The sequence below is a fragment of the Micromonospora sp. Mcm103 genome (assembly GCF_024519755.1).
In the GTDB taxonomy this organism is placed as follows: domain Bacteria; phylum Actinomycetota; class Actinomycetes; order Mycobacteriales; family Micromonosporaceae; genus Micromonospora; species Micromonospora aurantiaca.
Genome location: NZ_JALJRJ010000004.1, coordinates 1 through 25,509, shown reverse-complemented (window position 1 = coordinate 25,509; position 25,509 = coordinate 1). Strand labels below are relative to the sequence as shown.

The following is a 25,509-nucleotide window of genomic DNA, read 5'->3' as shown; positions in this document are numbered from 1 at the left end:
AGCCTCCTGCTTCTCGACCAACCCCTGCTGGTCCCGCCGTCACTACTTGTTAGCCTGACACCCCGGGCTCGCTGACCGGTCGCCACCTGGCACCCGAGCCTTCTGGAGGCGAGAAGATGCCAGCGATCGTGCTGCTCGGCGCCCAGTGGGGCGACGAGGGCAAGGGCAAGGTTACCGACCTGCTGGGTGAGCGGGTCGACTACGTCGTGCGCTACTCCGGCGGCAACAACGCAGGCCACACGGTGATCACGCCGGACGGCCAGAAGTACGCGCTGCACCTCATGCCGTCCGGGGCGCTGTCACCGAGCGCGATGATCGTGATCGGCAACGGCGTGGTGGTCGACCCGAAGGTGCTGCTGCAGGAGATCGACGGGCTCGCCGAGCGCGGCGTGGACGTGTCCCGCCTGCGCATCTCCGGCGACGCGCACCTGATCATGCCGCACCACCGGGCGCTGGACCGGGTGGTCGAGCGCTACCTGGGCAGCTCCCGCATCGGCACCACCGGCCGGGGCATCGGCCCCGCGTACGGCGACAAGGTCGCCCGGATGGGCATCCGGCTCCAGGACCTGCTCGACCCGGGCATCCTGCGCAAGAAGCTTGAGCTGGCGCTCCGCGAGAAGAACCAACTCCTGTTCAAGGTCTACAACCGCAAGGCGATCGACGTCGAGGAGACCGTCGAGGAGTACCTCCAGTACGCCGAGCGGCTGCGCCCGTACATCGCCGAGACCCGGGTGATGCTCTGGGACGCGCTCGACCGCGGCGAGACCGTGCTGCTGGAGGGCGCCCAGGCCACCATGCTCGACATGGACCACGGCACCTACCCGTTCGTCACCTCGTCGAACCCGACGGCCGGTGGGGCGTGCGTGGGCGCGGGCATCCCGCCGACCGCGATCACCAAGGTTATCGCGGTGAGCAAGGCGTACACGACGCGGGTGGGCTCCGGCCCGTTCCCGACCGAGCTGTTCGACGACAACGGGCAGCACCTGCGCAAGGTCGGCCACGAGTACGGCACCACCACCGGCCGGGAGCGCCGCTGCGGCTGGTTCGACGCCGTGGTGGCCCGGTACGCGTGCCGCCTCAACGGCGTCACCGACCTTGTGGTCACCAAGCTGGACGTGCTGACCGGCCTGGCCAAGGTGCCGATCTGCGTCGGGTACGAGATCAACGGTGAGCGTTTCGACGACATGCCGATGACGCAGACCGACTTCCACCACGCCACGCCGATCTACGAAGAGCTCGACGGCTGGTGGGAGGACATCACTAAGGCGCGGACCGAGGACGAGCTCCCGGAGAACGCCCGTCGCTACATCGCCCGCATCGAGGAGCTGACCGGCACCCGGGTGAGCGTGGTCGGAGTAGGCCCAGGCCGAGAGGAAAACGTCCTCCGCCACCCCCTCCTCCCTTAACCCCCTCCCACCCCACCCACCCACCCTCCGCCCGCCACCCACCCCGGACCACCCCGTTGATCATGAAGTTAGCGGCCGTTTTGTAGATCCACATCGCCGCTAACTTCATGATCGACGGGGCGAGGGCGATGGTTGTCCACAGGGCGGGGTGGGTTGTCCACAGGGGCTTCGCGTGGGTGGGGTGCGCGGGGACGCTCGGTGGGTGGAACGGGCTTGGGTGATCCGGCAGATCGCGAGTGACCAGGGTGGCGTCGTCACCCGTGCGCAGGCGCTCCGGGCCGGCTACAGCCGGCACGAGATCGACAACCTCCTCACCTCGCGTCGGTGGCGGCGGCTGGCCCGCGCGACGTACGCCGTCGAGCGCACCGGGCCCGACGGCGTGGAACGGCGGCGGCAGATCCGGGCGGCGGTCCTGTCGCTGGGCCCGGAGGCGCACGCCGTCCTCGGCACCGCTGCCGAGCTGCACGGGATCGCGGGGCTGCCGAGGACGGGCGCGATTCACGTCGCGGTCCCGGGTCGCGCGGCCCGGCCGTCCCGCGTCAGGGATCCTGCCGTGACGCTGCACCAGTTCGAGCATCCCGAGCAGGCGCTGACGACCGTCGACGGCATTCCGGTGACGGCTCCCACGCACACGCTTGCGGAACTCGTCCTCCGGGTTCGTCGCTACGTCGCGGTGGCCCTGCTCGACTCGGCGCTCAATCAGGGGCGGATCACCGAGGAGGAATTCGGTGCCATCCCCGTCCTGATCGCGGGGCGGCGGGGCGTGGTGCATGCGCGTCGTCACCTGGCTGAGGCGAACGGCGCCGCCCAGTCGCCGCTGGAGACGCGTACCCGGCTGCGGTGCATCGACGGAGGCGTCCCGCCGGACGCCCTTCAGATCGAGGTACGCGACGCCGACGGTTATCTGCTCGGCGTCGGCGACATGGGCTGGCGGGCTGCCCGGGTGATCGCGGAGGCGGACGGAAGTGGTCCGCACTCCACGCCCGATGCGCTCTTCGACGACCGGCAGCGGCAGAACCGCCTGACCAACGCCGGCTGGACCGTCCTCAGGTTCACCTGGCCCGACACCCTCCGCCCCGACTACATCCCCCAGGTCGTCCGCGCGGCGCTGGCCGCAAGGACCCGGCGTTGACCATGAAGTTGACGGCGATGTCGATCTCACATCCTGCCGTCAACTTCATGATCGACGGGGTGGGGTGGGGTGGTCAGTAGGATGCCGGTCGTGCGCGTACTTCTTGTGGGTGGTGGTGGGCGGGAGCACGCTCTCGCGCTCGGACTCGCCGGTGACCCGGCTGTCGAGGCGCTCGTCGCGGCTCCGGGGAATCCGGGGATCGCCGCGGTGGCCGAGCTTCGGGAGGTGACACCCACCGACCCGGCGGCAGTGGCGGCCCTCGCCGTCGAGGTCGCGGCCGACCTGGTGGTCATCGGGCCGGAGGCGCCGCTGGTGGCGGGCGTCGCCGACGCGGTACGCGCCAAGGGCATCGCGGTGTTCGGCCCGAGCGCGGAGGCGGCCCGGCTGGAGGGCTCGAAGACGTTCGCCAAGGACGTGATGACCGCTGCCGGTGTGCCGACCGCCCGCGCGTACACCTGCGAGGACGCGAGTGCGGTGGCGCAGGCGCTGGACGAGTTCGGCGCGCCGTACGTGGTGAAGGACGACGGGCTCGCCGCCGGCAAGGGCGTGGTGGTCACCGACGACCGGGCTGCCGCCGAGCGGCACGCGGCGGAGTGCGGCCGGGTGGTGATCGAGGAGTACCTGTCCGGTCCCGAGGTCTCCCTGTTCGTGGTGACCGACGGCGAGGCGGCGGTGCCGCTGCTGCCGGCGCAGGACTTCAAGCGGGTCGGCGACGGCGACACCGGGCCGAACACGGGCGGCATGGGCGCGTACGCGCCGCTGCCGTGGGCCCCGCCGAACCTGGTCGACGACGTGATGCGCGACGTGGTGCACCCGACGCTGGCGGAGTTGCGCCGCCGGGGCACCCCGTTCGCCGGGCTGCTCTACGTGGGCCTGGCGATCACCCCGTCCGGCCCGCGTGTCATCGAGTTCAACGCGCGTTTCGGCGACCCGGAGACGCAGGTCGTGCTCGCCCTGCTGGAGACGCCGCTCGGCGGGCTGCTGCACGCCGCCGCCACCGGCACGCTCGGCGCGCACCAGCCGCTGCGGTGGCGCGACGGCGCGGCGGTCACCGTCGTGGTGGCGGCCGACGGCTATCCGGCGGGCCCGCGTACCGGTGATGTGATCACCGGCGCGGACCGCGCCGGGATCATCCACGCCGGCACCCGCCGGGACGCCGACGGCACGTTGCGGTCCGCCGGCGGCCGGGTCCTCTGCGGTACGGCGACCGGGCCGGACCTGGCCGCCGCGCGTGACGCCGCCTACGAGTTGGTACGCGACGTGGAGCTGGCCGGTTCCCACCACCGCACCGACATCGCGGCGGCGGCGGTGGACGGCCGGATCACGATCCCGGGCTGACGGTCCCGCGCCGGCGGCCGGCCATCCGGTTGAGCACGTTCGCCGTGGCCCGCTCGATGCGTGGGTCGCGGTGTCCCTGCCGGTCCAGGGCCAGCGTCCAGCCGAGCGTGCCGCTGGCGAACACCACGGCGCCGCGTGCCGTCTCGTAGACGTGGCTGCTCTGGAGTCGCCGGCCGCCCTGCTGCGCCGGGTACGGCGACGAGCTGAGCGTGGTCCCGGCGGGCCGGGCGAGGGCGGCGTGCAGCCCGTCCGCCTCGCCCGCGACCACGCCCGGGATGCGGTCGCCGTCGGCGACGCCGGTGCCGGACCACACCCAGTTGTCGGCACCGCGCACCACGAGCGGCTGCGGGGTCAGCACGATGCCGTTGTACTGCACGCCGAGCAGCGCCTGTTCCGGCCGGTCGAGGTCGCGCCACGTCACAGTCGGGTCGCCGGTGCCGGCGCCCGGGTCGGGGAGCGTCTTGGCGCACTCGACGACCCGTTCGGGGCGGCCGTCGGCGGCGGGCCGTACGCGGGCGTGCCAGTAGACGCTGTTCGCGCCGAGGAACGCGAGGCTGGTGCCCCCGTCCAGGCCGACCTCGGTGGCGCGGCGCATCTCGGCCGACCAGTACTCGTCGTGCCCGCAGAACACCAGGCCCCGGTACCGCGCCGGGTCGAGTCGCCCGGAGTGCAGGTCGAAGCTGGTGGCGTAGCTGACGTCGTAGAGGTTGCGTTCCAGCCACCGGACCGCTGCCTCGTCGCGGTCGAAGTGGGTGGGCCGGCCCGCGTCGGCGTACGGGCGGTCGAACGAGACAGCGCGTGCCCGCAGCGCCGGGTCGCGCCGCCCGTCGGTCCGGTAGCCGTTGTAGAGGCTCTTGCCGACCCGCCGGTCGCGCGGCCACTGGTTGTACGCCTGCCAGGTGGTCACCGGCAGCACCACGCAGAGCGCGGCCGGGCGCCTGTCGTCGCGCACCACGAACGGCGTGCACGCCCGCCAGCCGCCGGCCGAGGTGAAGACCGCCTGGTAGAGGCCGGAGGTCCAGCCGTGCGGGACGGGCAGGCGCCAGGACACCGGCCACCGGCAGTCGAGCGCACCGGTGTCCGGGTCGGCGACCGGCACCGGTTGCGGCTCGCCTCTCAGCTCGGGGCTGGTCAGCATCGTGCGGGCGCCCGCGCCGTCGTACCAGCCGATGCGGTGCACGCTGATCCGGAACCGGCCGCCCGGGTTGACGGCGACGTGGAAATCGATCACCTCGCCGGGGGCGACGCTCGTCGTCGAGGCGTACCCCTGGATCTGACGCCGCCGGTCGTCGGCGGCCCGGCCGCCGTGCTCGGGCCACCACGGCTCACCGGCGGCGCGGTTCTCCCGCTCGACGGGCGGAACCGGCCAGCGGGTGGGTGGGTCGTCGGGCCGGCCGTGGACCGGGTCGAACGAGCCGAGCGCGGCGGCGGACGCGCCGCCGACGAGGAGGCCGAGCGCGGTACGCCGCCGAAACCGGTCCATTGTGGTGCTCCCCGTTCCCCGTCCGGTCGGGAGACAAGGTAGCACCGGCGGCCGGCGCTGTCTGTCCGTTGTTGATCAATCGAAGTAGCGGCGCAGCTCCCGGGTGAGCACCTTGCCGGTGGCGTTGCGCGGCAGGTACTTGACGAACACCACGTCACGGGGCACGGAGAAGCGGGCCAGGTAGCGCCGGACGTACTCGCGGACCGCCTCCGGGTCGAGCGTCTCGCCGGCCCGCAGCGCCAGGAACGCGGCCAGCCGCTGACCGTAGTCGGGATCCGGTACGCCGATCACCGCGACCTCGCGGACCTGCGGCAACCGGGCGATCAGGTCCTCCACCTCGGACGGGAAGACGTTCTCACCACCCGAGACGATCATGTCGTCGGCCCGGCCGTCGACGAAGAGCAGTCCGTCGGCGTTGAGCCGGCCCAGGTCGCCGGTGTCGAGCAGACCGTCGCGGCTCTCCCGGCCGGCGCCCGAGGTGTAGCCCTCGAACAGCATCTCGTTGCCGACGAAGATCCGCCCGACCTCGCCGTCGCGGACCGGCCGGCCGGTCTCGTCCAGGATGGCCAGCCGGGTGCCGTGCGGCGGCCGGCCTGCGGTGGTGGGCGCGGCGCGCAGTTCGGGCGGGCCGGCGATGGAGGCCCAGGAGACCTCGGTCGAGCCGTAGAGGTTGTAGAGCACGTCGCCGTACCGGTCCATGAAGGCGGTGGCCAGGTTGCCGGGCAGCGCGGATCCGCTGACCGCCACCACCTTGAGCGGCGGCCGGGGCTGCGGTGGCGCGACCTCCATCAGCCGTTGCAGCATCACCGGTACGGCGAACATCGCGTCGCACCGCTGGTCGACGAGCGCGGCGAGCGTGGCGGCCGGGTCGAAGCGCCGGTGCAGTACGACCGTGGCGCGCAGCGCGAACGAGACCTGGAGTGCGGCGTACCCCCAGGTGTGGAAGATCGGCGCGGCGATCATCACGGTGTTCTTCGCGTGCAGCGGGATCCTGTCGATGATGGACACCAGCGGGCCGAAGCCGTGCGGGGTGGGCCGGCGGGCGCCCTTGGGTGCGCCGGTGGTGCCGGAGGTCAGCACTATGGTGCGGCCGTCGCGCTCCGGCGGCTGGAGCTTCTCCCCGGGTACGGCGGCGGCGATCAGCTCCTCCTGCCCCCGCTCGTCGACCCGGTGCAGCTCGGCCGGGAGGCCGAGGACGCGCTCGGTGAACTCGCCGTCGTGCACCAGGACGCGCAGGCCCTGTTCCTCGGCCACAGTCACCAGTTGCGCGGCGGACAGGCCGGTGTTGACCAGGACGGCGTCCGCGCCGAGCAGCATCGCTGCGACTATCGCCTCGATCAGGCCGTGGTGGTTGCGGCAGAGCACGCCCACCCGGTCGCCGGTCTGCACGCCGAGGTGGGAGCGCAGCGACCGGGCCAGCCGCTCGGAGCGGTCGAGCAGTTCCTGGTACGTCATGGTGGCGCCCTGCTCGTCGACCACAGCGACGCGGCCGGGGTCGCGGGCGGCGGCCTGGCGCAGCTCCCCGGCGAGGCTCCAGCCCCACCGGCGCAGCGCGTTGAGCTGGGAGACCACGCGGATCGGTCCGCCCGGGGCGAGCAGTCCACGTCGGGTCAGCGTGGCGGCGATGAACGGCAGGTCCACGGCGCAACTCCTTCGCGTTCGTGGTTCGTCGACCAGGCTCCGGACGGTCGGGCGTCCGGTTCGGCATGATCTTGTGCCCGATCGCGGTTCGGGTCGGCCCGGGAGCGGCGGCCCGGCCCGCGACGGCACGAGGCGTCACGGGTCGGGCCGCGGCCCGCCGGCGGTCAGCGGATCTGCATCCCGGAGATGGCCCGGGAGATGACCAGCCGCTGGATCTCGGAGGTGCCCTCGAAGATGGTGTAGATCTTGGCGTCCCGGTACCACCGCTCCACCGGGTGGTCGCGCAGGAAGCCGGCGCCGCCGAGGAGCTGGACCGCCTTGTCGGTCACCGAGACGGCCACCTCACCGGCCTTGAGCTTGGACATCGAGCCCTCACCGGCGGTGAACGGCCGGTTGTTGCGGCCCATCCAGGAGGCGCGCCAGACCAGCAGCCGGGCCGCGTCGATCTCCATCTTCATGTCGGCGAGCGCGAACGCGACCGCCTGGTTGGCGATGATGGGGCGTCCGAACTGGACCCGCTCCTTGGCGTAGTCCAAGGCGTACTCGTAGGCGGCGCGGGCCACGCCGAGCGCCTGCGCGCCGACTGTCGGGCGGGACAGCTCGAACGTCCGCATCGCCGCCTGACCGGAGGCGCGCTGCCCGGACCGGGCACGGCCCAGACGCTCGTCGAGCGCGCCCTTGCCGCCGAGCAGGCAGCGGCCGGGCACCCGGACGTCGTCGAGGAAGACGTCCGCGGTGTGCGAGGCGCGCAGCCCCAGCTTGCGCAGCTTGCGGGTGGCGGTCAGACCGGGAGTGCCAGGGGGTACGACGAACGCGGCCTGGCCGCGCGAGCCCAGCTCGGGCTCGATCGAGGCGGTCACGACGTGCACCCCGGCGATGCCGCCGTTCGTGGCGTACGCCTTCTGGCCGTTGAGCACCCACTCGTCGGTGGCCTCGTCGTAGACGGCGCGGGTACGCATCGAGCCGACGTCGGACCCGGCCTCCGGCTCGCTCGTGCAGAACGCGGCCACGGCCGGGGAGTCGACGTCGCCGAAGCACTGCGGCACCCACTCGACGAGCTGCTCGGGGGTGCCGGCGCCGTAGATCGCGGCGACCGCGAGGGAGGTGCCGAAGATGCTCAGGCCGATGCCGGCGTCACCCCAGAAGAGTTCCTCGCTGGCGATCGGCAGGGAGAGGCCGGTGGGGTCGGCCCAGCAGGTGGCGAGGAACTCGAACCCGTACAGGCCGACCTTCGCGGCCTCCTGGATGATCGGCCAGGGGGTCTCCTCCCGGGCGTCCCACTCGGCCGCGGCCGGGCGCACGACCTCGGCGGCGAAGCCGTGCACCCAGTCGCGAAGGTCCCGCTGTTCCTCGTTCAGGTCGAGCGAGAACTCGGCCATGTCAGGCCTTGGGGATGTCGAACAGGTTGGCGATGTTGGCGGCCAGGCCCAGGTCGCCCTTGGCCTTCAGCTTGCCGGTCATGAACATCATCACCGGGTTGGCGCCACCGGAGACGATCTTCAGGAACTCGACCGGGCCCATGGTGAGGCTCAGCTTCGGGTCGCGGGTCGCGGTCTCCGAGACGGTGCAGGTGCCGTTCTCGATGACGATCTCGTAGGTGTCGGTGCCACCGTCCGGACGGCCGGTGATGTTCCAGTGGATGACCGCGTTCGTGGCACCGGCGCGGTCGGCGCGGAACAGCGTGGGCATCCGGTTGAAGACCTCGCTGAGGATCTTGCCGCGCGAGTCGCCGGACATGATCTCGTTGATCTTGGCGTCCGGCGTGGACTTGACCAGCTGCGCGAATTCCTTCGGGCCGACGTTCGCGAAGTTGGCCGGGTCGAAGTCAGTCATGGGGGATTGCACCTCTCGGGCGGGGCCACTTTGGTTACTCTGGCGTAACCTTACGCACGGGTAGGTATGCTCGCAAGGGTGTCCAGCACGCCGACCTTCAAGCGCCTCCCACGCGCCGTACGCGAGCAGCAGATGCTCGACGCGGCGGTGAAGGTGTTCTCCCGCCGCGGCTTCCACGCCGCCAGCATGGACGAGATCGCCGACGACGCCGGCATCTCCAAGCCGATGGTGTACGCCTACCTCGGCACCAAGGAGGAACTCTTCATCGCCTGCCTGCACCGGGAGAGCACCCGGATGATGGAGGCGATCGCCGGCGCCGCCGCCCCCGACCTGCCCGCCGACGAGCGGCTCTGGCGCGGGCTGCGCGCGTTCTTCGGCTTCGTCGGCGCACACCGCGACGGCTGGGCGGTGCTCTACCGGCAGGCCCGCGGCTCCCAGCCGTTCGCCGCCGAACTCGCCGCCATGCGTGACCGGCTGGTCGAGGTGGTCGCCGGGATGCTCGACCACGCGCTGCGCGCCTCCGGCCGCGAGGTCGGCGCCACCGACCTGGAGGTGGTCGCGTACGGGCTGGTCGGTGCCAGCGAGTCGCTCGCCGACTGGCTGGCCGACCACCCCGAGGCGGACGCAGGGAAGACCGCGACGCGGATGATGAACGTGGCCTGGCTCGGCGCCGACCAGCTCCTGCGCGGCGTCACCTGGCACCCGCCTACGGCGTAAGGAAGGGCCCCTTCTTAACGCCTCCGGCAGAGGAAGGGCCCCTTCCTGACACCTGCGGCGCGCGGTGGCCCCGCGCCCAGCGCACCATCTCCACCACGAGCGTCACCGTCAGGGCCAGCCCCAGACCGAACAGCAGTCCCCGGATCGGGTCCTGCTCGAAGGCGAGCCCGCCGAGGTAGCCGACCGACGCCGAGTAGGTGCCCCAGGTCGCGGCGGCGAGCGCGTCGAAGGCGAGGAACCGCCGCCGGCGAAAGCGGGTCGCGCCCATGGTGAGGGTGACGGCGGTCCGGCCGCCCGGCACGTACCGGGCGACGGTGAGGATGAGCCCGCCGCGCACGGCGATTCCCCGCCGGGCCCGGTCCACAGCGGCCCGCCGACGGCTCTCCCGTGGCAGCCGGTCCAGCAGCCGAGCCCCGCCGTGCCGGCCGATCGCGTAGGAGACGTGGTCGCCGACCAGCGCGCCGAGCGCCGCCACGCCGATCACCAGCGGCAGGTCCGGCTGGCCGGTGGCCGCGAAGACGCCTGCCGTGATGACAGCTGTCTCGCTCGGTACGACGGGGAAGAACCCGTCCACCACGGCAATGGCGAACAACGCCAGATAGACCCAGGGCGACGAGATCGTGTCGTGGAGCAGTTCGAGAGCGGCATCCATGGCGTCGATGCTGGTCCGGCCGGGCGCCGACGGAATCTGCCGTCGGTCGGCCCGGAGGGTGCACTTTCGTCGTGCCGTACCCCGAGGTGGTCTCGGGGTCGGCACCCAACCCTCCCCGAGCCCGGTGCCGTCGCGGGCCCGCCGGGCCTAGGCTCGTCGGGTGACCGCCTGGGCGGGCGCCGTCCGGCGCGTCGAACCGTACCTGCCGGTGCTGCTGGCCGGGACGGTGGCCGCCGCCACCTGGGCCTCGGCGACCGGCGGGCTCGGCGTGCGCTCGCCGCTGCCGCCCGCGGTGATCCTCCTGCTCGCGCTGGCCACCGGTGCCTCGGTGCTCTCGTCACGTCGCTGGGTGCTGCCCGCCGCGGCCGCCGTGTGCTGGCTGGTCCTGGCCGCCTGGGCGGCCGTCGTGGTCACGTCCTGGCGGGCCGGCACCGGACTGCGGGGGCGGCAGCTCGCCGCGTACCTGTTCGGGACGCTCCCGGTCATGCTCACGGGAATGGCGGTCGGCAGCGCGGTGGGTGGCGAACGCCGCATGGTCATGGCGACCCCCGGAAACGCGGTGGTGTTCTACGCCTGGCTGGTGATCGCTCCGGCGATCGTCGGGCTCTGGATCCGGGCCCGCCGGGACGCCCTGGCGGCCCTGCGGGACCGGGCCGAGCGGCTGGAGCGCGAGCAGGAGGCGCAGGCCGACCGGGTACGGGCGGAGGAACGGGCCAGGATCGCGCGGGAGATGCACGACGTCGTGGCGCACCGGGTCTCGCTCATGGTGGTGCATGCGGGTGCGCTTGAGGTGACCACCGCCGATCCCGCCACGGTCGAGACGGCCGCGTTGATCCGGTCCACGGGCCGGGCCGCCCTGACCGACCTGCGGGAGGTGCTCGGCGTGCTGCGTCAGGAACGGCCGCTCCCGGCGCCGGGCTGGCACACGGTCGACGATCTGGTCCGCGAGTCGCGCGCGGCCGGACTGCGGGTGAGCCGGTCGGACGAGGGAACGCCCGGGCCGGTGCCGGACGCCGTGGCCCGGACCGTGCACCGGGTGGTGCAGGAAGGGCTGACGAACGTGCGGAAACACGCCCCGGACGCGGCGGTCGACGTACGCCTGCGGCACCTGGCCGACGGGGTCGAGGTCACCATCCGCAACGACCGGTCCGACCGTCGCGATCCGGTGCTTCCGGGTGCCGGGCTCGGCCTGGTCGGCCTGCGCGAACGGGTCGAGCTGACGGGTGGGCGGCTCACGGCGGGGCCGATCCCCGGCGGGGGCTTCCTGCTGCGTGCGCTGGTCCCGGCCGGGGAGACGTCGTGATCCGCGTCGTGCTCGCGGACGACGAGCAGCTCATCCGCGCCGGGCTCCGGTTGATCCTGGAGGCCGCGCCGGACATCACCGTGGTCGGCGAGGCCGCGGACGGGGCCGAGGCGCTGGCCGCCACCGTACGGTTGCGCCCCGACGTGGTGCTGCTCGACGTCCGCATGCCCGGCGTCGACGGGCTGGCCGCCGCCCCCGGGATCGTGGCCGCCGGACCGAAGGTGGTCATGCTGACCACCTTCGACCTGGACGAGTACGTGCACGAGGCGCTCCGGGCCGGCGCGGTCGGTTTCCTCCTCAAGGACACGCCGCCCCGGGACCTCGCCGCCGCCGTACGGACCGTCGCCGCCGGGAACGCCATGCTCGCGCCGACGGTGACCCGGCGACTGATCAGTTCCTTCGCCGAGCGCGGTCCGGCCCGCCGGGAGGCCGCCCGGCAGCGGCTGTCCCGGCTGACCGAGCGGGAGGCGGCGATCGTCCGCGAGGTGGCCCGGGGGGACGGGAACGCCGAGGTGGGCCGCCGGGTCGGCGCCAGCGAGGCGACCGTGAAGACGCACGTCAGCCGTGCGCTGGCCAAGCTCGGCCTGGCCAACCGGGTGCAACTCGCCATCCTCGTGCACGACGCCGACCTGCTGGACTGACGGCCCCGGAACCGCGCCGGATCCGGCCGCGGCGGGGTCAGCGGCGGGCGGCCCGGGTCCGAGCTCTACGCCGGCCCCAGCGGACGGCCTCGAACAGGCCGGTGACCGCCAGCGAGATGGCGACGCCGGCGAGCAGCCCGGACAGCGGGTTGTGCTCGAACGCCAGGCCACCGAAGTAGCCGAGCAGCCCGCAGTAGACCCCCCAGGTGGTGCACGCCAGGCCGTCGTACAGCAGGAACGTGCGCGCCGGGTAGCGGACCGCGCCCATGGTCAGCGTGACCGCGGTCCGGCCGCCGGGGACGTACCGGGCGGTGGTCAGGATCATCCCGCCGCGCCTGTCGACCGCCCGGCGGGCCCACTCCGAACTGGCCCGCCGCCTGCTGTCCGCCGGGAAGCGGGCCAGCCGGTGCGCGCCGCCGCCGCGCCCGATCGCGTACGAGACGTGGTCGCCGACGAGCGCGCCGAGCGCGGCGGTCAGGATCACCAGCACCAGGTTCGGCTCGCCGCCGGCCGCGAAGACCCCGGCGGTGATCACCACGGTCTCGCCGGGGACCGCCGGGAAGAACGCGTCGACGGCGGTGACCGCGATGATCACCAGATACACCCACGGCGACGTCACCGTGTGGTGCAGCAGGTCGAGCACGTCCCCCATGCACCCATGCTCGGTGGTGCGGTGTTAAGCAGGGGCCCTTCCCATACAAAAGGCGTCAACAAGGGGCCCTTCCTTCTCCTCGGCCGTCGGCCCGCGCGACGTGAGCACCACCGGCGCCCCCAGCGCCTCCGAGACCGCAGCCGGCCAGTCGGCGGGCGACTCGTCCAGCACCGGCCGGGCCCGCATCAGCCGCTCGGTGAGCGCCGCCTGCCGGTCCAGGTCACCGGCCGGCCCCGGGACGAGCCGGTCCAGGCCCTCGTACCGGCGGCAGATCCGCAGCTCCGGACCGGCCAGGTCGAGGTGGGTGAGCGCCAGCCCGTCGACGCCACCGGCGACCTCCAGCGCGTACCGGTGGGCGACCGCGTCGAAGTGCCCGAACCGGAACCGGCCCTGCCAGGGGTTCGTCCCGTTGTGGCGGTCGGTGAACGGCAGCGCCGCGTCCTCGGTGACCAGCGGTCCCGGACCGTGCCGGGTGGTGGTCGTGCGCAGCACGCCGAGCCGCTGCGCGGTCCCGGCCATCCCCGCCTCGGCGAGCAGCGTCTCGGCGTTGGCGAACGTCGTGGTGCTCCACGTCGTGTACGGGTGGAAGCCGTGCCACTCGTCCAGCAGCACCCCCTGGGCGCCCTCGAACACGCAGGTGCCCTCGCGCAGCGCGGATGCCAGCCAGGTCCGGTCGACGATCGCCACCCGGCGCGCGAAGGCCGCGTACGCGGGCAGGCAGTCCTCCACCGGCGGCGCGTCGAGCGGGCCCAGCTCGGCGGTGAGCCGGTCCCGTAGCGCGGTCAGCCGCCGGCGCAGCACCGCCGGGCGGCGGCAGTCCGCCACCCGGGGTGCCTCGTCGGGGTGGGCGAGGCCGTACGCGACCGCCTCGCCCACCCCGAGCCCGCAGGAGCCGTGCCGGTCGGCTCCCCGGGCGATCTCCCGGGCGCGATTCGCGGCCCGGTGGTACGGGGTGGCGAGCAGCGCCTCCCCGTCCACTGTCAGACGGTCGAGCGCGTCGGGCACGCCGACCGACGCGAGGTGGTCGGCCTCGGCGGCCAGCGCCAGCGGGTCCACCACCACGTGCCGCGCCAGGTGTGTCCGTACGCCCGGACGGAACGTCCCGGCGCCGAGCTGCGCGAACGTGTGGTGCCTTCCGTCGCGCAGGACGACGTTGTGCGCCGCCTGCGCGCCCCCGTTGAACCGGATCACCGTGTGGACCTGCCGGGTGGCGCAGAGCAGGTCCACCACTGTGCCCTTGCCGGCGTCGCCGTAGCCGAGGTCGACCACCATCACGTGGTTCACAGCCGGGTGACCCCGCTTGCGCCGTCGGCCGGGCTGAACGGCAGCGTCGCCACCGCGCGCCGGTCGGAGCCGAGCCGGGCGAGCGCCTTCGAGACGGTACGGGTGGCGGTGGAGCCGGCCCGGTCCAGGTCGCGCAGCCCGGCGTCCAGGTCGATGGCCTGCTCGCCGAGGCCGACGGTGAGCGCGATCGTCTCGCAGACCGCGTCCAGGTCGTCCAGCTCGACCGCGTTCTGCCCGAGCAGGCCACGCCAGAAGTCCAGCACCTTGCGGTTGCCCGCGTAGTGGCTGCCGGCGGGCAGCAGGTAGTAGGTGTCCCAGCGCGCGGTCACCTCGTCCACCATCTGCCGGACCGGCACGTCCTCGCGCAGGTCGTCGCCGATCAGCCGGCTCACCTCAGCGGTCTTCACCGCCGGGTACGCCAGTTCGTCGCCGATGATGAACAGGTAGCCGCGCCGGCCGCGCTTGTCCCAGCTGTCGGTGGCCGTGTGCCGGGCCATGAAGTACAGCGCCAGCTCGTACGACTCCATCATCTGGCCGCCACCGCCGCCCTCCAGCACGATCCGGCCGAGGTCGTCGTCCATCCGGTTGTCGGACTCGAACTGCCCGATCTGCAACGGCACCCGGTCGCAGGTGGCGTCGCCGATCGCGCCGAACATGACCTGCGGGTCCTTCGTGTACCCCTGGCGCAGCAGCAGGCCGAGCAGCTGCGGCAGCTTGCTCTGCAGCACCCGGGGCACGTGCCCCATCGAGCCGGTGACGTCGAACAGCACGGCGATCGGCGTCGACTGCGGGTGCTCGGCGGAGTCGCGGCTCTCCCGCAGCGCGTCGCGCGGGTCGAGCGCCGGGTGCACCTTCCGTGCGCCGCTGTCGCTGTAGGAGAACGCGCTCTTGCCGGTGCGGCGCCGGTAACGGTCGGCGGCGTCGTACACGTCGGTGGACCAGATTCCACTGCCCATGGCAGCCTCCCTACGGGTTGAGGGTGAAGGGTCGGAAGGTGCGCGGCCCGTACAGCCGGTGCAGCACCTCGTCCAGTTCGCGCAGCAGCCGCCAGGCGTCGTCCGGCCGGGTGGCGAGCGCGGTGCCCTGGCAGCCGTCGGCGAAGGCGCGCAGCTCGCGGGGCGCGCGGTCACCCATCAGCCAGGTCATGCAGCGGGCGGCCATCGCGATGTCGGTGCCCGGGCCGCACTGCCGCTTGGCGGCGACCTCCGGCGGATACCAGTCCTCGTGGCCGGGCACCAGCGCCGGCACGAGCCCGCCCGGCTCGGCCGAGAAGCACCAGTCGACGAGCACCACGCCGTGCGCGTCCGGCTCGATCAGCACGTGCCGGGGCAGCACCGCGCCGTGCACGACGCCGGCCCGGTGGGCCAGGCCGAGCGCCACGAGCAGCCGCCGCCACATCCAGGCCGCGTCGCGCGGGTCCAGCCCGTCCGTGTACGCGCGGCGCACGTCGTCGAGGCTGCGCAGTCCGGGTACGGTCACCAGCTCGTTGACCTGCCGTTGCACGCCGGTCGACGGGTCGCGCGCCGGGTAGGAGTCAACGAGCCGGGGCACGTACGCGAGGTGCTTGGCGTCGCCGCGCTCGGCGATCCGGCGCAACGCGCGCGCCTCGCGGGCCATCAGGTCGTTGTCGCCGGGGTGCCGGGCCACTTTGAGCAGGCGTCCGTCGCCGTGGTCGTGCAGGTCGGCGACGTCGCCGACGTACATCGGGGCGGGGGTGCGCCACCGGGTGGTGACGGTGACCAGCGCTTCGGCGGCGGCGGCGCGTATCCCGGGGTCGGCCGCGCCCAGCCGGTCGGGGTGCAGCGCGCCGACCAGCTCGCGGTAGCGGCGGGCGGGCTCCTGCGTGCCGAACAGGTCGGCGTCGGTACGCGCGGCGGTGACCAGCCGGATCGCCTCCTCGGTCCTCACCGCACCGTCTCCTCCCGGGCGGGGCGCAGCAGCGCCGGGTGCAGCAGCCGGGCGTCTCCGGCGCGGTAGAGCTTGGCCCGGGGGCCGCCGCGCGTGCCGCCGCGTTCGGTGCTGGCGCCGGTGCTCTCCACGAAGCCGGGCACCGAGAGCACCTTGCGGTGGAAGTTGCCGGCGTGCAGCGGGTGGCCCCAGACCGTCTCGTAGACCTCCCGCAGCTCGGTGATCGTGAACTCGGGGGCGAGGAACCGGGTGGCCAGCGGCGTGTACTCCAGCTTGGAGCGGGCGCGCTCCAGGCCGTCGGAGATGATCCGGCCGTGGTCGAAGGCGAGCTGCCGGCTGGTGAGCGCGGTGACCGGCAGCCAGATCGCCTCGTCGGCGTCGGTGTCGGCGACCGGGTCGGGCAGGTCGGGGGCGAACGCCAGGTGGGCGACCGAGACCACGCGCATGCGGGGGTCGCGGTCGGGGGCGCCGTAGCTGCCGAGCTGTTCCAGGTGCACCCGGCGCAGCCGCTCGCCGCCGAGGCCGGTCTCCTCGGCCAGCTCGCGCCGGGCGCCCGCGGCGAGGTCCTCGTCCGGCTGGACGAAGCCGCCGGGCAGCGCCCAGTGCCCCTCGTAGGGTGGCGCGCCGCGGCGGATCAGCAGCAGGTGCAGCGCGCCCTCGCGGATGGTCAGGGCGACCACGTCGACGGTGACCGCGACCGCCGGGTAGTCCCGGGGGTCGTACCCGGCGAGGAACTCCTGCTCGTTCACGGTCACTCACTCTCTCAGGTTGAGAACAACTCAATCTGAGAACAACTTAGCGCCGAAAAGAGGGGACGGCAAGTCCCCTCTTTCGCTCAGCGCACCGAACCGGTCAGATGTGGCCTTCCGTCCCGGGCGCTGTGCAGTGCGAAGTCCCAGCCCGCGCCGGTCGCCGAGGCGCTGAACGCCACAGTCGACGGCAACGGCACCGGCAGCTTGAACGACACGTCCACCGTGTACGCCTCGGGCAGCCGGGGCTCCAGCGCGGCCAGGCAGCGGGCCTTGCTCCACATGCCGTGCGCGATCGGGCGCGGGAAGCCGAACAGCCGCGCGCCCAGCTTCGAGGTGTGGATCGGGTTGTGGTCGCCGGAGACACGCGCGTAGTCCGTACCGACCCGTGGGGCCACCCGCCACCGGGCCGAGGCGGCGGGCGGCGCCGGGCGGTCACCCCGGTCGCGCCGCGGGCCGCCGCCGGACGCACGCTCCTTCCCGAGGTACGTGGACACGCCGCGCCACACCTCCTCGCCGCCGATCGAGCCGACCAGCACCACGTCGAGCTGGCGGCCCCGCTCGTGCGGGCGCAGGTTCTCCGCGTACGTGTGGAAGTCGACGCTCTCGCCGGCCTCGACCGGACGGTGCACGGTGATCCGGTTGGCCACGTGCACCACGCCGGTGAGCGGGATCGGGAAGCCGGGGCTCGTCATCAGCCGCAGCGACAGCGGGAACCCGAGCACGTGCAGGTACGTCGCCGGCAGCCGGTCGGTCAGCCGGAACCCGCACACCCGGTCGTAGTCCGCCAGATGCCGCTGATCCACAGCGACCCCACCGACGGCGAGTTCCAGCCCCGGCACGTCCGCCCCGCGCCGCCCCCCGACCCCCGGCACCACTCCCAGCAGCGCCCGCCGATAGAGCGCCCCACTGGCAGGCAGCCGCTCCAGCGCGACCCGCCGCCGCCCCTCCGGCCCCACCGCTTCACCCCGTCGATCATGAGGTTGGCTGCCCTGTGGATCTCCAGAAGTGCCGTCAACTTCATGATCGTCGGAGGAGGGGCGGGCCTGCGTGCGGGCTAGGGCGGCGGCTCGGGCGGCGGTCAGGTCTCGGGTGGGGCCCTCGATCAGGTCGTGCAGGGTCAGGTCGTCGTCCTCGTGGTCACGGGGTGCCATCACGCCCCCAGCAGGCTCTGGCCGCAGACCCGGACCACGTTGCCGCTCACCGCGCCGCTCGCCGGCCAGGAGAGCCACCCGATCGTCTCGGCCACGTCCACCGGCAGGCCGCCCTGGGCCATGCTGTTCATCCGCCGTCCCGCCTCGCGGATCGTCAGCGGGATGCGCGCGGTCAGCCGGGTCTCGATGAAGCCCGGCGCCACGGCGTTCAGGCTGATCCCGCGCTCGCGCAGCACCGGCGAGAGCGAGTCGACCAGGCCGATCACGCCGGCCTTGCTCGTCGCGTAGTTGGTCTGCCCCCGGTTGCCGGCGATCCCGGCGATCGACGAGACCGACACGATCCGGCCGCCGGCCGGAATCAGGTCGCGTTCCAGCAGTACGTCGTTGATCCGCTCCTGGCTGGACAGGTTCACGTCGATCACCGAGTCCCACCGGTCGGCGTCCATCCGGCCCAGCGTCTTGTCCCGGGTGATGCCCGCGTTGTGCACCACCACGTCGACCCGGCCGTGCCGGGACGCCAGATGCTCCGCCAGCCGCGTCGGCGCATCAGGCGCGGTCAGGTCGAGCTGCACCGCGCTGCCGCCGATCTCGTTCGCGACAGCGGCCAGCTCGTCCCCGGCCGCCGGGATGTCCAGCGCCACCACCTGGGCGCCGTCGCGGGCCAGCACCTTCGCCAGTGCCGCGCCGATGCCCCGGGCCGCGCCGGTCACCAGCACCACCTGCCCGGAAAGCGGCCGGTCCCAGTCGGCCGGCGCCACGGCGGTGCCGGTGCCGACGCGGACGACCTGGCCCGAGACGTACGCGGACCGGCCGGAGAGCAGGAACCGGAGCGTGGACTCCAGGCTCACCGGGGTACCGGCGTCACCCTCGCGTGTCACGTAGACCAGCTGGGCGGTCACGCCCCGGCCGAACTCCTTGCCGATGCTGCGGGTCAGGCCCTCCAGCGCACGCTGGGCGGTAGCCTCCCGAGGGGAGCCGCACTCGGCCGGCGGGGTGCCAAGCACGATCACCCGGCCGCTCGGCACCAGCGAACGGGCCTGCGGGTGGAAGAAGTCGTAGAGCTGGCGCAGCCCGGTGGAGTCGGTGATGCCGCTGGCGTCGTACACCAGGGCCGCGAAGCGGCGGTCGGCGTCGTGGGCGGCGACCGGATCGGCCAGCTCGACCCCGGCGGCGGTCAGGATCTTGCCGGCCGGCTCGGCGATCCGGCCGCCGGCCGAGGAGCCGAGCAGGACCGGCCCGGGAACGAGCGGGTCGCCCGGCGTGTGCCGGCGCAGTCGGGGCGGGTCGGGCAGCCCGAGGCGCTTGACCAGCGCGCGACCGGCCCCCGTCTGGACGAAGCTCGCGTACCTGTCGGTCATAGGCGTAGCCTACTGGCGAGTAGGGTTCGGGCAACAGTTTCGAGGGAGGCCGATCGTGCAGAGTGTCCGGCGGGTCGCGGTCATCGGGGGCAACCGCATCCCCTTCGCCCGGTCCAACTCGCGCTACGCGCACGCGTCGAACGCGGACATGCTCGGTGCGGCGCTCGACGGGCTGGTCGCCCGGTTCGGGCTGGCCGGCGAGCGGGTCGGCGAGGTGGTGGCTGGCGCGGTGCTCAAGCACTCCCGCGACTTCAACCTCACCCGTGAGGTGGTGCTCGGCTCCCGGCTCGACCCGCACACCCCCGCGTACGACATCCAGCAGGCCTGCGGCACCGGGCTGGAGGCGGCCATCCTGGTCGCCAACAAGATCGCCCTCGGGCAGATCGAGGTCGGCATCGCCGGTGGCGTCGACACCACCTCGGACGCGCCGCTCGCCGTCAACGAGGACATGCGGCGCACGCTGATCCAGCTCAACTCGGCCCGTACGCTCGGCGAACGGCTCAAGATCGCGGCGAAGCTGCGCCCGCACCAGCCGTTCAAGCCGGAGATCCCGCGCAACGCCGAGCCGCGTACCGGACTGTCGATGGGTGAGCACGCGGCCCGCACGGCGCTGCGCTGGAACGTCGACCGGACCGCGCAGGACGAACTCGCGCTGCGCTCGCACCAGCGGCTCGCCGCCGCGTACGACAAGGGGTTCTTCGACGACCTGATGACCCCCTACCTGGGGCTGACCCGCGACCAGAACCTGCGCCCGGACACGAGCCTGGAGAAGCTCGGCTCGCTCAAGCCGGTCTTCGGCGCCTCCGGTGCGGACGCCGAGCGGGCCACCATGACCGCCGGCAACTCCTCGCCGCTCACCGACGGCGCATCGACGGTGCTGCTCGCGTCCGAGGAGTGGGCCAAGGCGCACAACCTGCCGGTGCTGGCCTGGTTCTCCTGGTCCGAGACCGCCGCCGTCGACTTCGTGCACGGCGACGAGGGCCTGTTGATGGCCCCCGCGTACGCGGTGCCCCGGATGCTGGCCCGCGCCGGGCTGAGCCTCCAGGACTTCGACTTCTACGAGATCCACGAGGCGTTCGCCTCGCAGGTGCTGGCGACGCTGGCGGCCTGGGAGTCGCCGGAGTTCTGCAAGGAGCGCCTGGGCCTGGACGCCCCGCTCGGCTCGATCGACAGGGACAAGCTGAACGTCAACGGCTCGTCGCTGGCGGCCGGGCACCCGTTCGCCGCCACCGGCGGCCGGATCGTCGCCACGCTCGCCAAGCTGCTGGATCAGAAGGGGAGCGGGCGCGGCCTGATCTCCATCTGTGCGGCAGGCGGGCAGGGCGTGACAGCGATCCTGGAGCGCTGACGAGGACGCCCGCCCGGTTCTGCGCCGGGCGGGCAACCCGCGTGCCGGCTCGTTCCGTCCCCTGGGCATGAGGCGAGCAAGGGGTGGCACTTCGTGACCGGGCGCGACGAGGAGTTCCGCGACTACGTGACCGCCCGGCTGGAGCCGCTGCGCCAATGGTGGCCTACAGCGCACTTCTCAGGAGCAGTAACGCCGGTTCGTGCTAATTTTCCTGCGGGCGTCGTCATAGTCTCTGGCTCGCGTCTCATCCACAGCCCACTCATATGCTTTCGCATAGTAAGCGAGGGCCTCTTCTCTGCGTCCCTGCCCGCAGTAAATTAGCGCTGTTTCACCGTAGGCGCCGGATGCCGTCGCCCGTAGCCAAACCTTCTTCCTGTCGGATTCAAATCTGGCGGTCACGTACTTGAGCGCCTCCAGAGCGGCCTCGGCCTTGCTGCGGTCGCCCGACCTCAGCAGACATGCATACGTTCGACCAATACCAAATTTCGCTCTAGCGTCAACGTCTGGAACGCGAGACGTAGCCGCAGATCTATAGACGCCTTCATATTTGTCGAGTGCGGCGGCAAGGTGGGCTTTCGCTTGAGAGGTAAGCTTGCCTTCGCATCTGGGGCCGCCGGTGCTCCTAATTTTGGACAGGCCCGTTTGGTAGTCGATTTCAGCGAGTCCGAGAATAGCCCTTACGTAACCCCTGTCTGTTTTAAGGGCGGCTGTATAGGCGGCTGCTGCCCTCTCGGTTGATCCAGTGCCACCGAGGCGCCCCTCTGTGTTGCCCTTCAGGACTAGCGCCAATCGTTTTAGGTCATCGGAGATTCCGGGTGTTGCGAGGACTTTACTTAAGGTGTCTTTGGCGACACCGTAGTCCGAATTCGCGTACTCGGCGATCGCGCGGAGAAGGGTGATGTATGGAACTAAAAGCTCCCCTACAGATGCCTTCGCGATACTTGTTCTAATCTCTAGGGAATCGCCCACCAGGCCCGCATTGAATTTATAGTAACCCGCTAGCTCCTGCGCTTCGTTCCATCCACCCTGCGATCCAATGCTTGCCTCGATTTCCACTCTGACTCGTTGGCCGCTAGGCGTTAAAGTCAATGAGACCGCTAGCTCGGCATCAAGCTTTTTCTGCACCTCAGAGAGGTATGTCTCTCGTTCCTGATCTGATTGGATATTTCGGTTGCAAGTTTGACCGATGCCAACCTGTCCGGAGCGATCTTCGAAGCTGCTAGAAACCTGCTTGAAGAGGCTCTCATTGATATCACTGGCATTCTTCTTCTCCATGTCTGACCAGCGTTGCCCGTCCTCGCGCCGAACGCCTATATTTGCCACGGCAATGCCGTAGGGCTCGTTGATCTTTTGCTCTCGTTTGACCCAGCAGGGAAATACGGGTTTTGCGCCCTGCCAATCGGACAAGGTGCCTAGAGTTCCGCACAGAATGGTGATCAGGGATATGGATATTGACCAGCGCGTCGCGCTCTTATCACGCCACTTGGCGAACCTCTCATTAAGGTCGCTAGTCGTGAGCGCCAATCGAATGGGGGGCGATGGTTTCTCATCCGCATTTGCGCGCCCATTCTCGGCATCTTCGTCACGGGGGGTTGGCGACTCCACCGATGGGAGACCTCGAAGTTGAGCGATCGTGCCACGCGATAAGTCCGATTCGGCCGGACTGTCAGATGCTGCCCCCGTGCAAGTATCGGACCTTTCGGAAGTTGATATTGCGTCGGGGTCCTCGCTTGCCTTTGTCATGAACGCACCATAGGCGAAACGACGGCTATCTGACTCTCGGGCTTTCGGGTCATTGGCCCGTGCGATAACATCCGGTGTCGCGGATCCAGTGGACCTGGGGTGAACGCTTGGACACGAGGAAAAGGGTGCTTGTCGCCACGGCTCTTGTAGTAGCGCTGGGTTTGATCGCGACCCTGGCAACAACGGCGGATGAGAAGACGGACGGGGGAACTGCATCGAAAAGCACCGAACCCAAGATCAGCATTACGCCGTCTAGCTCAGTCGATACGGGTATGTCTTCTGCCTCGCAGTCGCCAGGTGGTGGAGCGCCGGTTCCCGAACCCCTGCCAAATCCCGGTCGATTTCCCGTCAAGCCAACATTGCGCCCCGGTTCAGGATCGTCTAGTGGAGATGGCGGCCGGAATCCACAGGGCTCGGCATTGCCGCTTCCCCCGATGCCCCCGCGCGGCCACATCCCGATTGGTGGTGTGTTGTCAAGGAGTGATCCTGTCCCGCCGGGCATCGCGTCGCAGCTTGAATATTTCCAAGGCGGCGGCGACGTTTGCGGTTTTGGCATCACCACCTTCTCGGTCGCAGTCAAGAACCGCCCCGACCTCGATTTTATGGCTGCCCCAGACGTGCTGGATGTGTGCGTCTACGGTTATGCCCCGGAAGGCGAGGTTACTCTCGAGATGCGCGACCCAGCGGGAAGGATCTTCGAGTCGCGTCAAATGAACCCTGGCGATCTTGACGCATTTAATGCCGTCCCGTTCAGGCGTGTTCGGTCAGATCCGATGGGCCTGTATACCGTTGCTGCTATTCAAAATGGAATCACAGTGTCTACTGCGATTGAAGTGCGTGCCGCGTCGAGCCCGCAGTTCATGGGTTACGTTAATGATGCTTATGGCTTGCCTGACTATGGTGCATTTATAGTGGCAAAGCCGGGTGACACAATTCGCCTGGCGGTAGGAGGGTACGCCCCCGGTTCAACGGTCGACATGCGCATCTACCACAACCCTCACCAGCGGCAGCGTGATGGAAAAACCGTAATGGACTACCTTACCTCCCACCCCGTCACGGTAGACTCAAATGGGGCCGGGATGTGGGTGCTCCAGACGGAACGCTCCGGTCCTAGCGAGCAGTGCTTCATGTTCTATAGCGAACTGGTGGCACGGCGCATGTACCCCGCTCCTGACTCACCTGAAGCGCCATCTATCATATGGAATGTGCAGCTTTGTCTTTTTCGCGATCCACTCCAAAGTGCTGACTTCAAGTGAACGGCGCCCATCATGCAGCCTCCACGCACCCGGTCCGCGCGGTGGTGACGCGCTTTCGAGGAGGGGCGGAATCGGTGCAGCCGAGGCGAGGCGGGCCGGACGTGCAAGATAATTGATGTGTCGACGGCCCTTGGATCTTGGGCGGATGTCGACAGGCTCTCTGGGTTCTTTGAGTCAGGTGACTCGCGGCGCCGCCGGTCTCCGGCGTCGATAGCTGCCGTACTAGTAACAGAGACCCCGTCGTAGAGGGCGCTCATTGTCCTAGGCGAATGCAGTGTCTGAGCAGAGTGATGACAGTCGAGGAGATGGTCGCGGTCGCGCTGGACCCGGAGATCCGGCTGGGCTGACGGTGTGTCCCGGTCCGGCCCGCCCACAGGCCGGACCGGGTACCGGCGTCGCCGGGCCCGGCCCGGGCGTCATGAAAGACTGAGGTACGTGACGACGATCCCGAACGTGCTCGCCAACCGGTACGCCTCGCCCGAACTTGTCGCCCTCTGGTCGCCGGAGGAGAAGGTCCGGATGGAGCGCCGGCTCTGGCTGGCGGTGCTCAAGGCCCAGCGTGACCTCGGCGTGCCGGTGCCGGACGGGGTCGTCGAGGCGTACGAGCGGGTGGTCGACGACGTCGACCTGGCCTCGATCGCGGCGCGCGAGCGGGTCACCCGGCACGACGTGAAGGCCCGGATCGAGGAGTTCAGCGCGCTCGCCGGGCACGAGCACGTGCACAAGGGGATGACCTCCCGCGACCTCACCGAGAACGTCGAGCAGCTCCAGATCCGTGCCTCGCTGGAGCTGATCCGGGACCGGGTGGTCGCCACGCTGGCCCGGCTGGGCCGGCACGCGGGCGAGTACTCGGCCCTGGTGATGACCGGCCGGTCGCACAACGTCGCCGCGCAGGCCACCACGCTGGGCAAGCGCTTCGCGTCGGCGGCGGAGGAACTGCTGATCGCGTACGAGCGGCTGGAGGACCTGATCGGCTGGTTCCCGCTGCGGGGGATCAAGGGGCCGGTGGGCACCGCCGCCGACCAGCTCGACCTGTTCGACGGCGACGCCGGCAAGGTGGCCGAGCTGGAGCGCCGGGTGGCCGAGCATCTGGGGTTCAGCCGAGTGCTGGACAGCGTCGGCCAGGTCTACCCGCGTTCGATCGACATGGCGGTCGTCGCCGCGCTGGCCCAGGTGGCCGCCGCGCCGTCCTCGCTGGCGACCACGATCCGGCTCATGGTGGGCCAGGAACTGGTCACCGAGGGCTTCAAGCCGGGCCAGGTCGGTTCCAGCGCGATGCCGCACAAGATGAACACGCGCTCGTCGGAGCGGGTGAACGGCTTCGCGGTGATCATCAGGGGTTACCTGTCGATGGTCGGCGAGCTGGCCGGTGACCAGTGGAACGAGGGTGACGTCTCCTGCTCGGTGGTGCGCCGGGTCGCGCTGCCGGATGCCTTCTTCGCCGCCGACGGGCTGTTCCAGACGTTCCTCACCGTGCTGGACGAGTTCGGCCCGTACCCGGCGGTGATCAACCGGGAGCTGGAGCGCTTCCTGCCGTTCCTCGCCACCACGAAGATCCTGGTGGCAGCAGTGCGCCGGGGTGTCGGCCGGGAGGTCGCGCACGAGGTGATCAAGGAGCACGCGGTCGCCGTGGCGCTGGCGATGCGGGAGAAGGGCGCGGCCGAGAACGACCTGTTCGACCGCCTCGCTGCGGACGGCCGGCTGGGCCTCACCCGGGCCGAGATCGACACCCTGGTCGCCGACCGCAACGCGTTCGTGGGCGCCGCCACCGACCAGGTCACTCGGGTGACCGCAAGAATCACCAAGGTGGTGGAATCCCACCCCGAGGCGGCGGCCTACTCCCCGCCCCCCATCCTCTGACAGTGATGATGTGGGAGCGGGTCACCCGGCCCGTGTGACACCGCAACTATC

Annotated in this window: 22 protein-coding genes; 9 read left to right on the top strand and 13 right to left on the bottom strand. The window is 71.2% G+C overall.

All coding sequences use genetic code 11. The features are described 5' to 3' along the window. Positions 1-116: 116 nt before the first annotated feature. The 3 genes from OC439_RS07270 to purD all read left to right on the top strand — a co-directional run bounded on the left by OC439_RS07270 (position 117) and on the right by purD (position 3,876). A complete protein-coding gene (locus OC439_RS07270) occupies positions 117-1,406 on the top strand; it encodes an adenylosuccinate synthase (RefSeq protein ID WP_013473426.1) in 1,290 nt (429 codons plus the stop codon). 202 nt (positions 1,407-1,608) lie between these two features. Beyond that, the gene (locus OC439_RS07265; RefSeq protein ID WP_262012784.1) at positions 1,609-2,538 is read left to right on the top strand and encodes a type IV toxin-antitoxin system AbiEi family antitoxin domain-containing protein; all 930 of its coding nucleotides are present in this window, start codon (positions 1,609-1,611) and stop codon (positions 2,536-2,538) included. 90 nt (positions 2,539-2,628) lie between these two features. Further along, entirely contained in the window at positions 2,629-3,876 is a 1,248-nt protein-coding gene (gene purD, locus OC439_RS07260; RefSeq protein ID WP_262012783.1) for a phosphoribosylamine--glycine ligase, read from the top strand. Here the strand turns inward: purD and OC439_RS07255 are convergent. The 4 genes from OC439_RS07255 to OC439_RS07240 all read right to left on the bottom strand — a co-directional run bounded on the left by OC439_RS07255 (position 3,860) and on the right by OC439_RS07240 (position 8,833). Then, on the bottom strand, positions 3,860-5,359 hold the full coding sequence (locus tag OC439_RS07255; protein ID WP_262012782.1) for a N,N-dimethylformamidase beta subunit family domain-containing protein: 1,500 nt from the start codon (positions 5,357-5,359) through the stop codon (positions 3,860-3,862). The genes purD and OC439_RS07255 overlap by 17 nt on opposite strands. A 75-nt stretch (positions 5,360-5,434) precedes the next feature. Then, positions 5,435-7,000, bottom strand: a complete 1,566-nt coding sequence (locus OC439_RS07250) for an AMP-binding protein (RefSeq protein ID WP_262012781.1) — start codon at positions 6,998-7,000, stop codon at positions 5,435-5,437. Between the two features lie 164 nt (positions 7,001-7,164). Further along, positions 7,165-8,379, bottom strand: coding sequence for an acyl-CoA dehydrogenase family protein (locus tag OC439_RS07245; RefSeq protein WP_262012780.1), 1,215 nt, complete (start codon positions 8,377-8,379; stop codon positions 7,165-7,167). 1 nt (position 8,380) lies between these two features. Continuing rightward, positions 8,381-8,833, bottom strand: coding sequence for an SCP2 sterol-binding domain-containing protein (locus OC439_RS07240; RefSeq protein WP_262012779.1), 453 nt, complete (start codon positions 8,831-8,833; stop codon positions 8,381-8,383). A 78-nt stretch (positions 8,834-8,911) separates the two neighbouring features. Between OC439_RS07240 and OC439_RS07235 the strand changes: the two genes are divergently transcribed. Then, complete coding sequence (locus OC439_RS07235; RefSeq protein WP_262012778.1) at positions 8,912-9,550, top strand: TetR/AcrR family transcriptional regulator; 639 nt, start codon at positions 8,912-8,914, stop codon at positions 9,548-9,550. Here the strand turns inward: OC439_RS07235 and OC439_RS07230 are convergent. Next, entirely contained in the window at positions 9,540-10,202 is a 663-nt protein-coding gene (locus tag OC439_RS07230) for a DedA family protein (protein ID WP_262012777.1), read from the bottom strand. The two genes, OC439_RS07235 and OC439_RS07230, sit on opposite strands and share 11 nt — an antisense overlap. Positions 10,203-10,362: 160 nt before the next feature. On the opposite strand from OC439_RS07230, the gene OC439_RS07225 reads away from it, so the two are divergent. Together OC439_RS07225 and OC439_RS07220 are read left to right on the top strand one after the other, a co-directional pair. After that, positions 10,363-11,505 (top strand): sensor histidine kinase, encoded by a 1,143-nt coding sequence (locus OC439_RS07225; RefSeq protein WP_262012776.1) that lies wholly within the window; start codon positions 10,363-10,365, stop codon positions 11,503-11,505. After that, a complete protein-coding gene (locus tag OC439_RS07220) occupies positions 11,502-12,146 on the top strand; it encodes a response regulator (RefSeq protein ID WP_262012775.1) in 645 nt (214 codons plus the stop codon). The genes OC439_RS07225 and OC439_RS07220 overlap by 4 nt, the downstream gene beginning before the upstream one ends. A 37-nt stretch (positions 12,147-12,183) precedes the next feature. Here OC439_RS07220 and OC439_RS07215 read toward each other — a convergent pair whose 3' ends face one another. The 7 genes from OC439_RS07215 to OC439_RS07185 all read right to left on the bottom strand — a co-directional run bounded on the left by OC439_RS07215 (position 12,184) and on the right by OC439_RS07185 (position 19,251). Beyond that, positions 12,184-12,798: a DedA family protein gene (locus OC439_RS07215; RefSeq protein WP_262012774.1), complete on the bottom strand. Its 615-nt coding sequence runs from the start codon at positions 12,796-12,798 to the stop codon at positions 12,184-12,186. A gap of 24 nt (positions 12,799-12,822) precedes the next feature. Then, positions 12,823-14,082, bottom strand: coding sequence for an adenylosuccinate synthetase (locus OC439_RS07210; protein WP_262012773.1), 1,260 nt, complete (start codon positions 14,080-14,082; stop codon positions 12,823-12,825). Beyond that, positions 14,079-15,038, bottom strand: coding sequence for a hypothetical protein (locus tag OC439_RS07205; RefSeq protein ID WP_262012772.1), 960 nt, complete (start codon positions 15,036-15,038; stop codon positions 14,079-14,081). Before OC439_RS07205 ends, OC439_RS07210 begins: the two co-directional genes overlap by 4 nt. A gap of 10 nt (positions 15,039-15,048) precedes the next feature. Further along, the gene (locus tag OC439_RS07200) at positions 15,049-15,990 is read right to left on the bottom strand and encodes a serine/threonine protein kinase (RefSeq protein ID WP_262012771.1); all 942 of its coding nucleotides are present in this window, start codon (positions 15,988-15,990) and stop codon (positions 15,049-15,051) included. Then, positions 15,987-16,745 carry an NUDIX hydrolase gene (locus tag OC439_RS07195; protein WP_262012770.1) on the bottom strand — a complete coding sequence of 253 codons (759 nt, stop codon included), beginning with the start codon at positions 16,743-16,745 and terminating at the stop codon, positions 15,987-15,989. The genes OC439_RS07200 and OC439_RS07195 overlap by 4 nt, the downstream gene beginning before the upstream one ends. 80 nt (positions 16,746-16,825) lie before the next feature. Further along, a complete protein-coding gene (locus OC439_RS07190; RefSeq protein ID WP_262013014.1) occupies positions 16,826-17,893 on the bottom strand; it encodes a MaoC/PaaZ C-terminal domain-containing protein in 1,068 nt (355 codons plus the stop codon). Beyond that, a complete protein-coding gene (locus tag OC439_RS07185) occupies positions 17,893-19,251 on the bottom strand; it encodes a 3-oxoacyl-ACP reductase (RefSeq protein ID WP_262012769.1) in 1,359 nt (452 codons plus the stop codon). The genes OC439_RS07190 and OC439_RS07185 overlap by 1 nt, the downstream gene beginning before the upstream one ends. A 55-nt stretch (positions 19,252-19,306) precedes the next feature. Here OC439_RS07185 and OC439_RS07180 point away from each other — a divergent pair, with 55 nt between their 5' ends. Then, complete coding sequence (locus OC439_RS07180) at positions 19,307-20,599, top strand: acetyl-CoA C-acetyltransferase (RefSeq protein ID WP_262012768.1); 1,293 nt, start codon at positions 19,307-19,309, stop codon at positions 20,597-20,599. 177 nt (positions 20,600-20,776) lie between these two features. On the opposite strand, the gene OC439_RS07175 is transcribed toward OC439_RS07180, so the two are convergent. Then, the gene (locus OC439_RS07175) at positions 20,777-22,204 is read right to left on the bottom strand and encodes a tetratricopeptide repeat protein (RefSeq protein WP_262012767.1); all 1,428 of its coding nucleotides are present in this window, start codon (positions 22,202-22,204) and stop codon (positions 20,777-20,779) included. A 263-nt stretch (positions 22,205-22,467) separates the two neighbouring features. Here OC439_RS07175 and OC439_RS07170 point away from each other — a divergent pair, with 263 nt between their 5' ends. Beyond that, positions 22,468-23,598 (top strand): hypothetical protein, encoded by a 1,131-nt coding sequence (locus OC439_RS07170; RefSeq protein ID WP_262012766.1) that lies wholly within the window; start codon positions 22,468-22,470, stop codon positions 23,596-23,598. A gap of 435 nt (positions 23,599-24,033) precedes the next feature. After that, entirely contained in the window at positions 24,034-25,458 is a 1,425-nt protein-coding gene (gene purB / locus OC439_RS07165; RefSeq protein WP_262012765.1) for an adenylosuccinate lyase, read from the top strand. The last annotated feature ends 51 nt before the right edge of the window (positions 25,459-25,509 follow it).

What these genes read in the sequence shown, in the direction of transcription:
- OC439_RS07270 (WP_013473426.1), top strand. Translation starts at nt 117, where the DNA reads ATGCCAGCGATCGTGCTGCTCGGCGCCCAGTGGGGCGACGAGGGCAAG.
- OC439_RS07240 (WP_262012779.1), bottom strand. Translation starts at nt 8,833, where the DNA reads ATGACTGACTTCGACCCGGCCAACTTCGCGAACGTCGGCCCGAAGGAA.
- OC439_RS07190 (WP_262013014.1), bottom strand. Translation starts at nt 17,893, where the DNA reads ATGGCACCCCGTGACCACGAGGACGACGACCTGACCCTGCACGACCTG.
- OC439_RS07230 (WP_262012777.1), bottom strand. Translation starts at nt 10,202, where the DNA reads ATGGATGCCGCTCTCGAACTGCTCCACGACACGATCTCGTCGCCCTGG.
- OC439_RS07255 (WP_262012782.1), bottom strand. Translation starts at nt 5,359, where the DNA reads ATGGACCGGTTTCGGCGGCGTACCGCGCTCGGCCTCCTCGTCGGCGGC.
- OC439_RS07185 (WP_262012769.1), bottom strand. Translation starts at nt 19,251, where the DNA reads ATGACCGACAGGTACGCGAGCTTCGTCCAGACGGGGGCCGGTCGCGCG.
- OC439_RS07245 (WP_262012780.1), bottom strand. Translation starts at nt 8,379, where the DNA reads ATGGCCGAGTTCTCGCTCGACCTGAACGAGGAACAGCGGGACCTTCGC.
- OC439_RS07205 (WP_262012772.1), bottom strand. Translation starts at nt 15,038, where the DNA reads ATGGGCAGTGGAATCTGGTCCACCGACGTGTACGACGCCGCCGACCGT.
- OC439_RS07215 (WP_262012774.1), bottom strand. Translation starts at nt 12,798, where the DNA reads ATGGGGGACGTGCTCGACCTGCTGCACCACACGGTGACGTCGCCGTGG.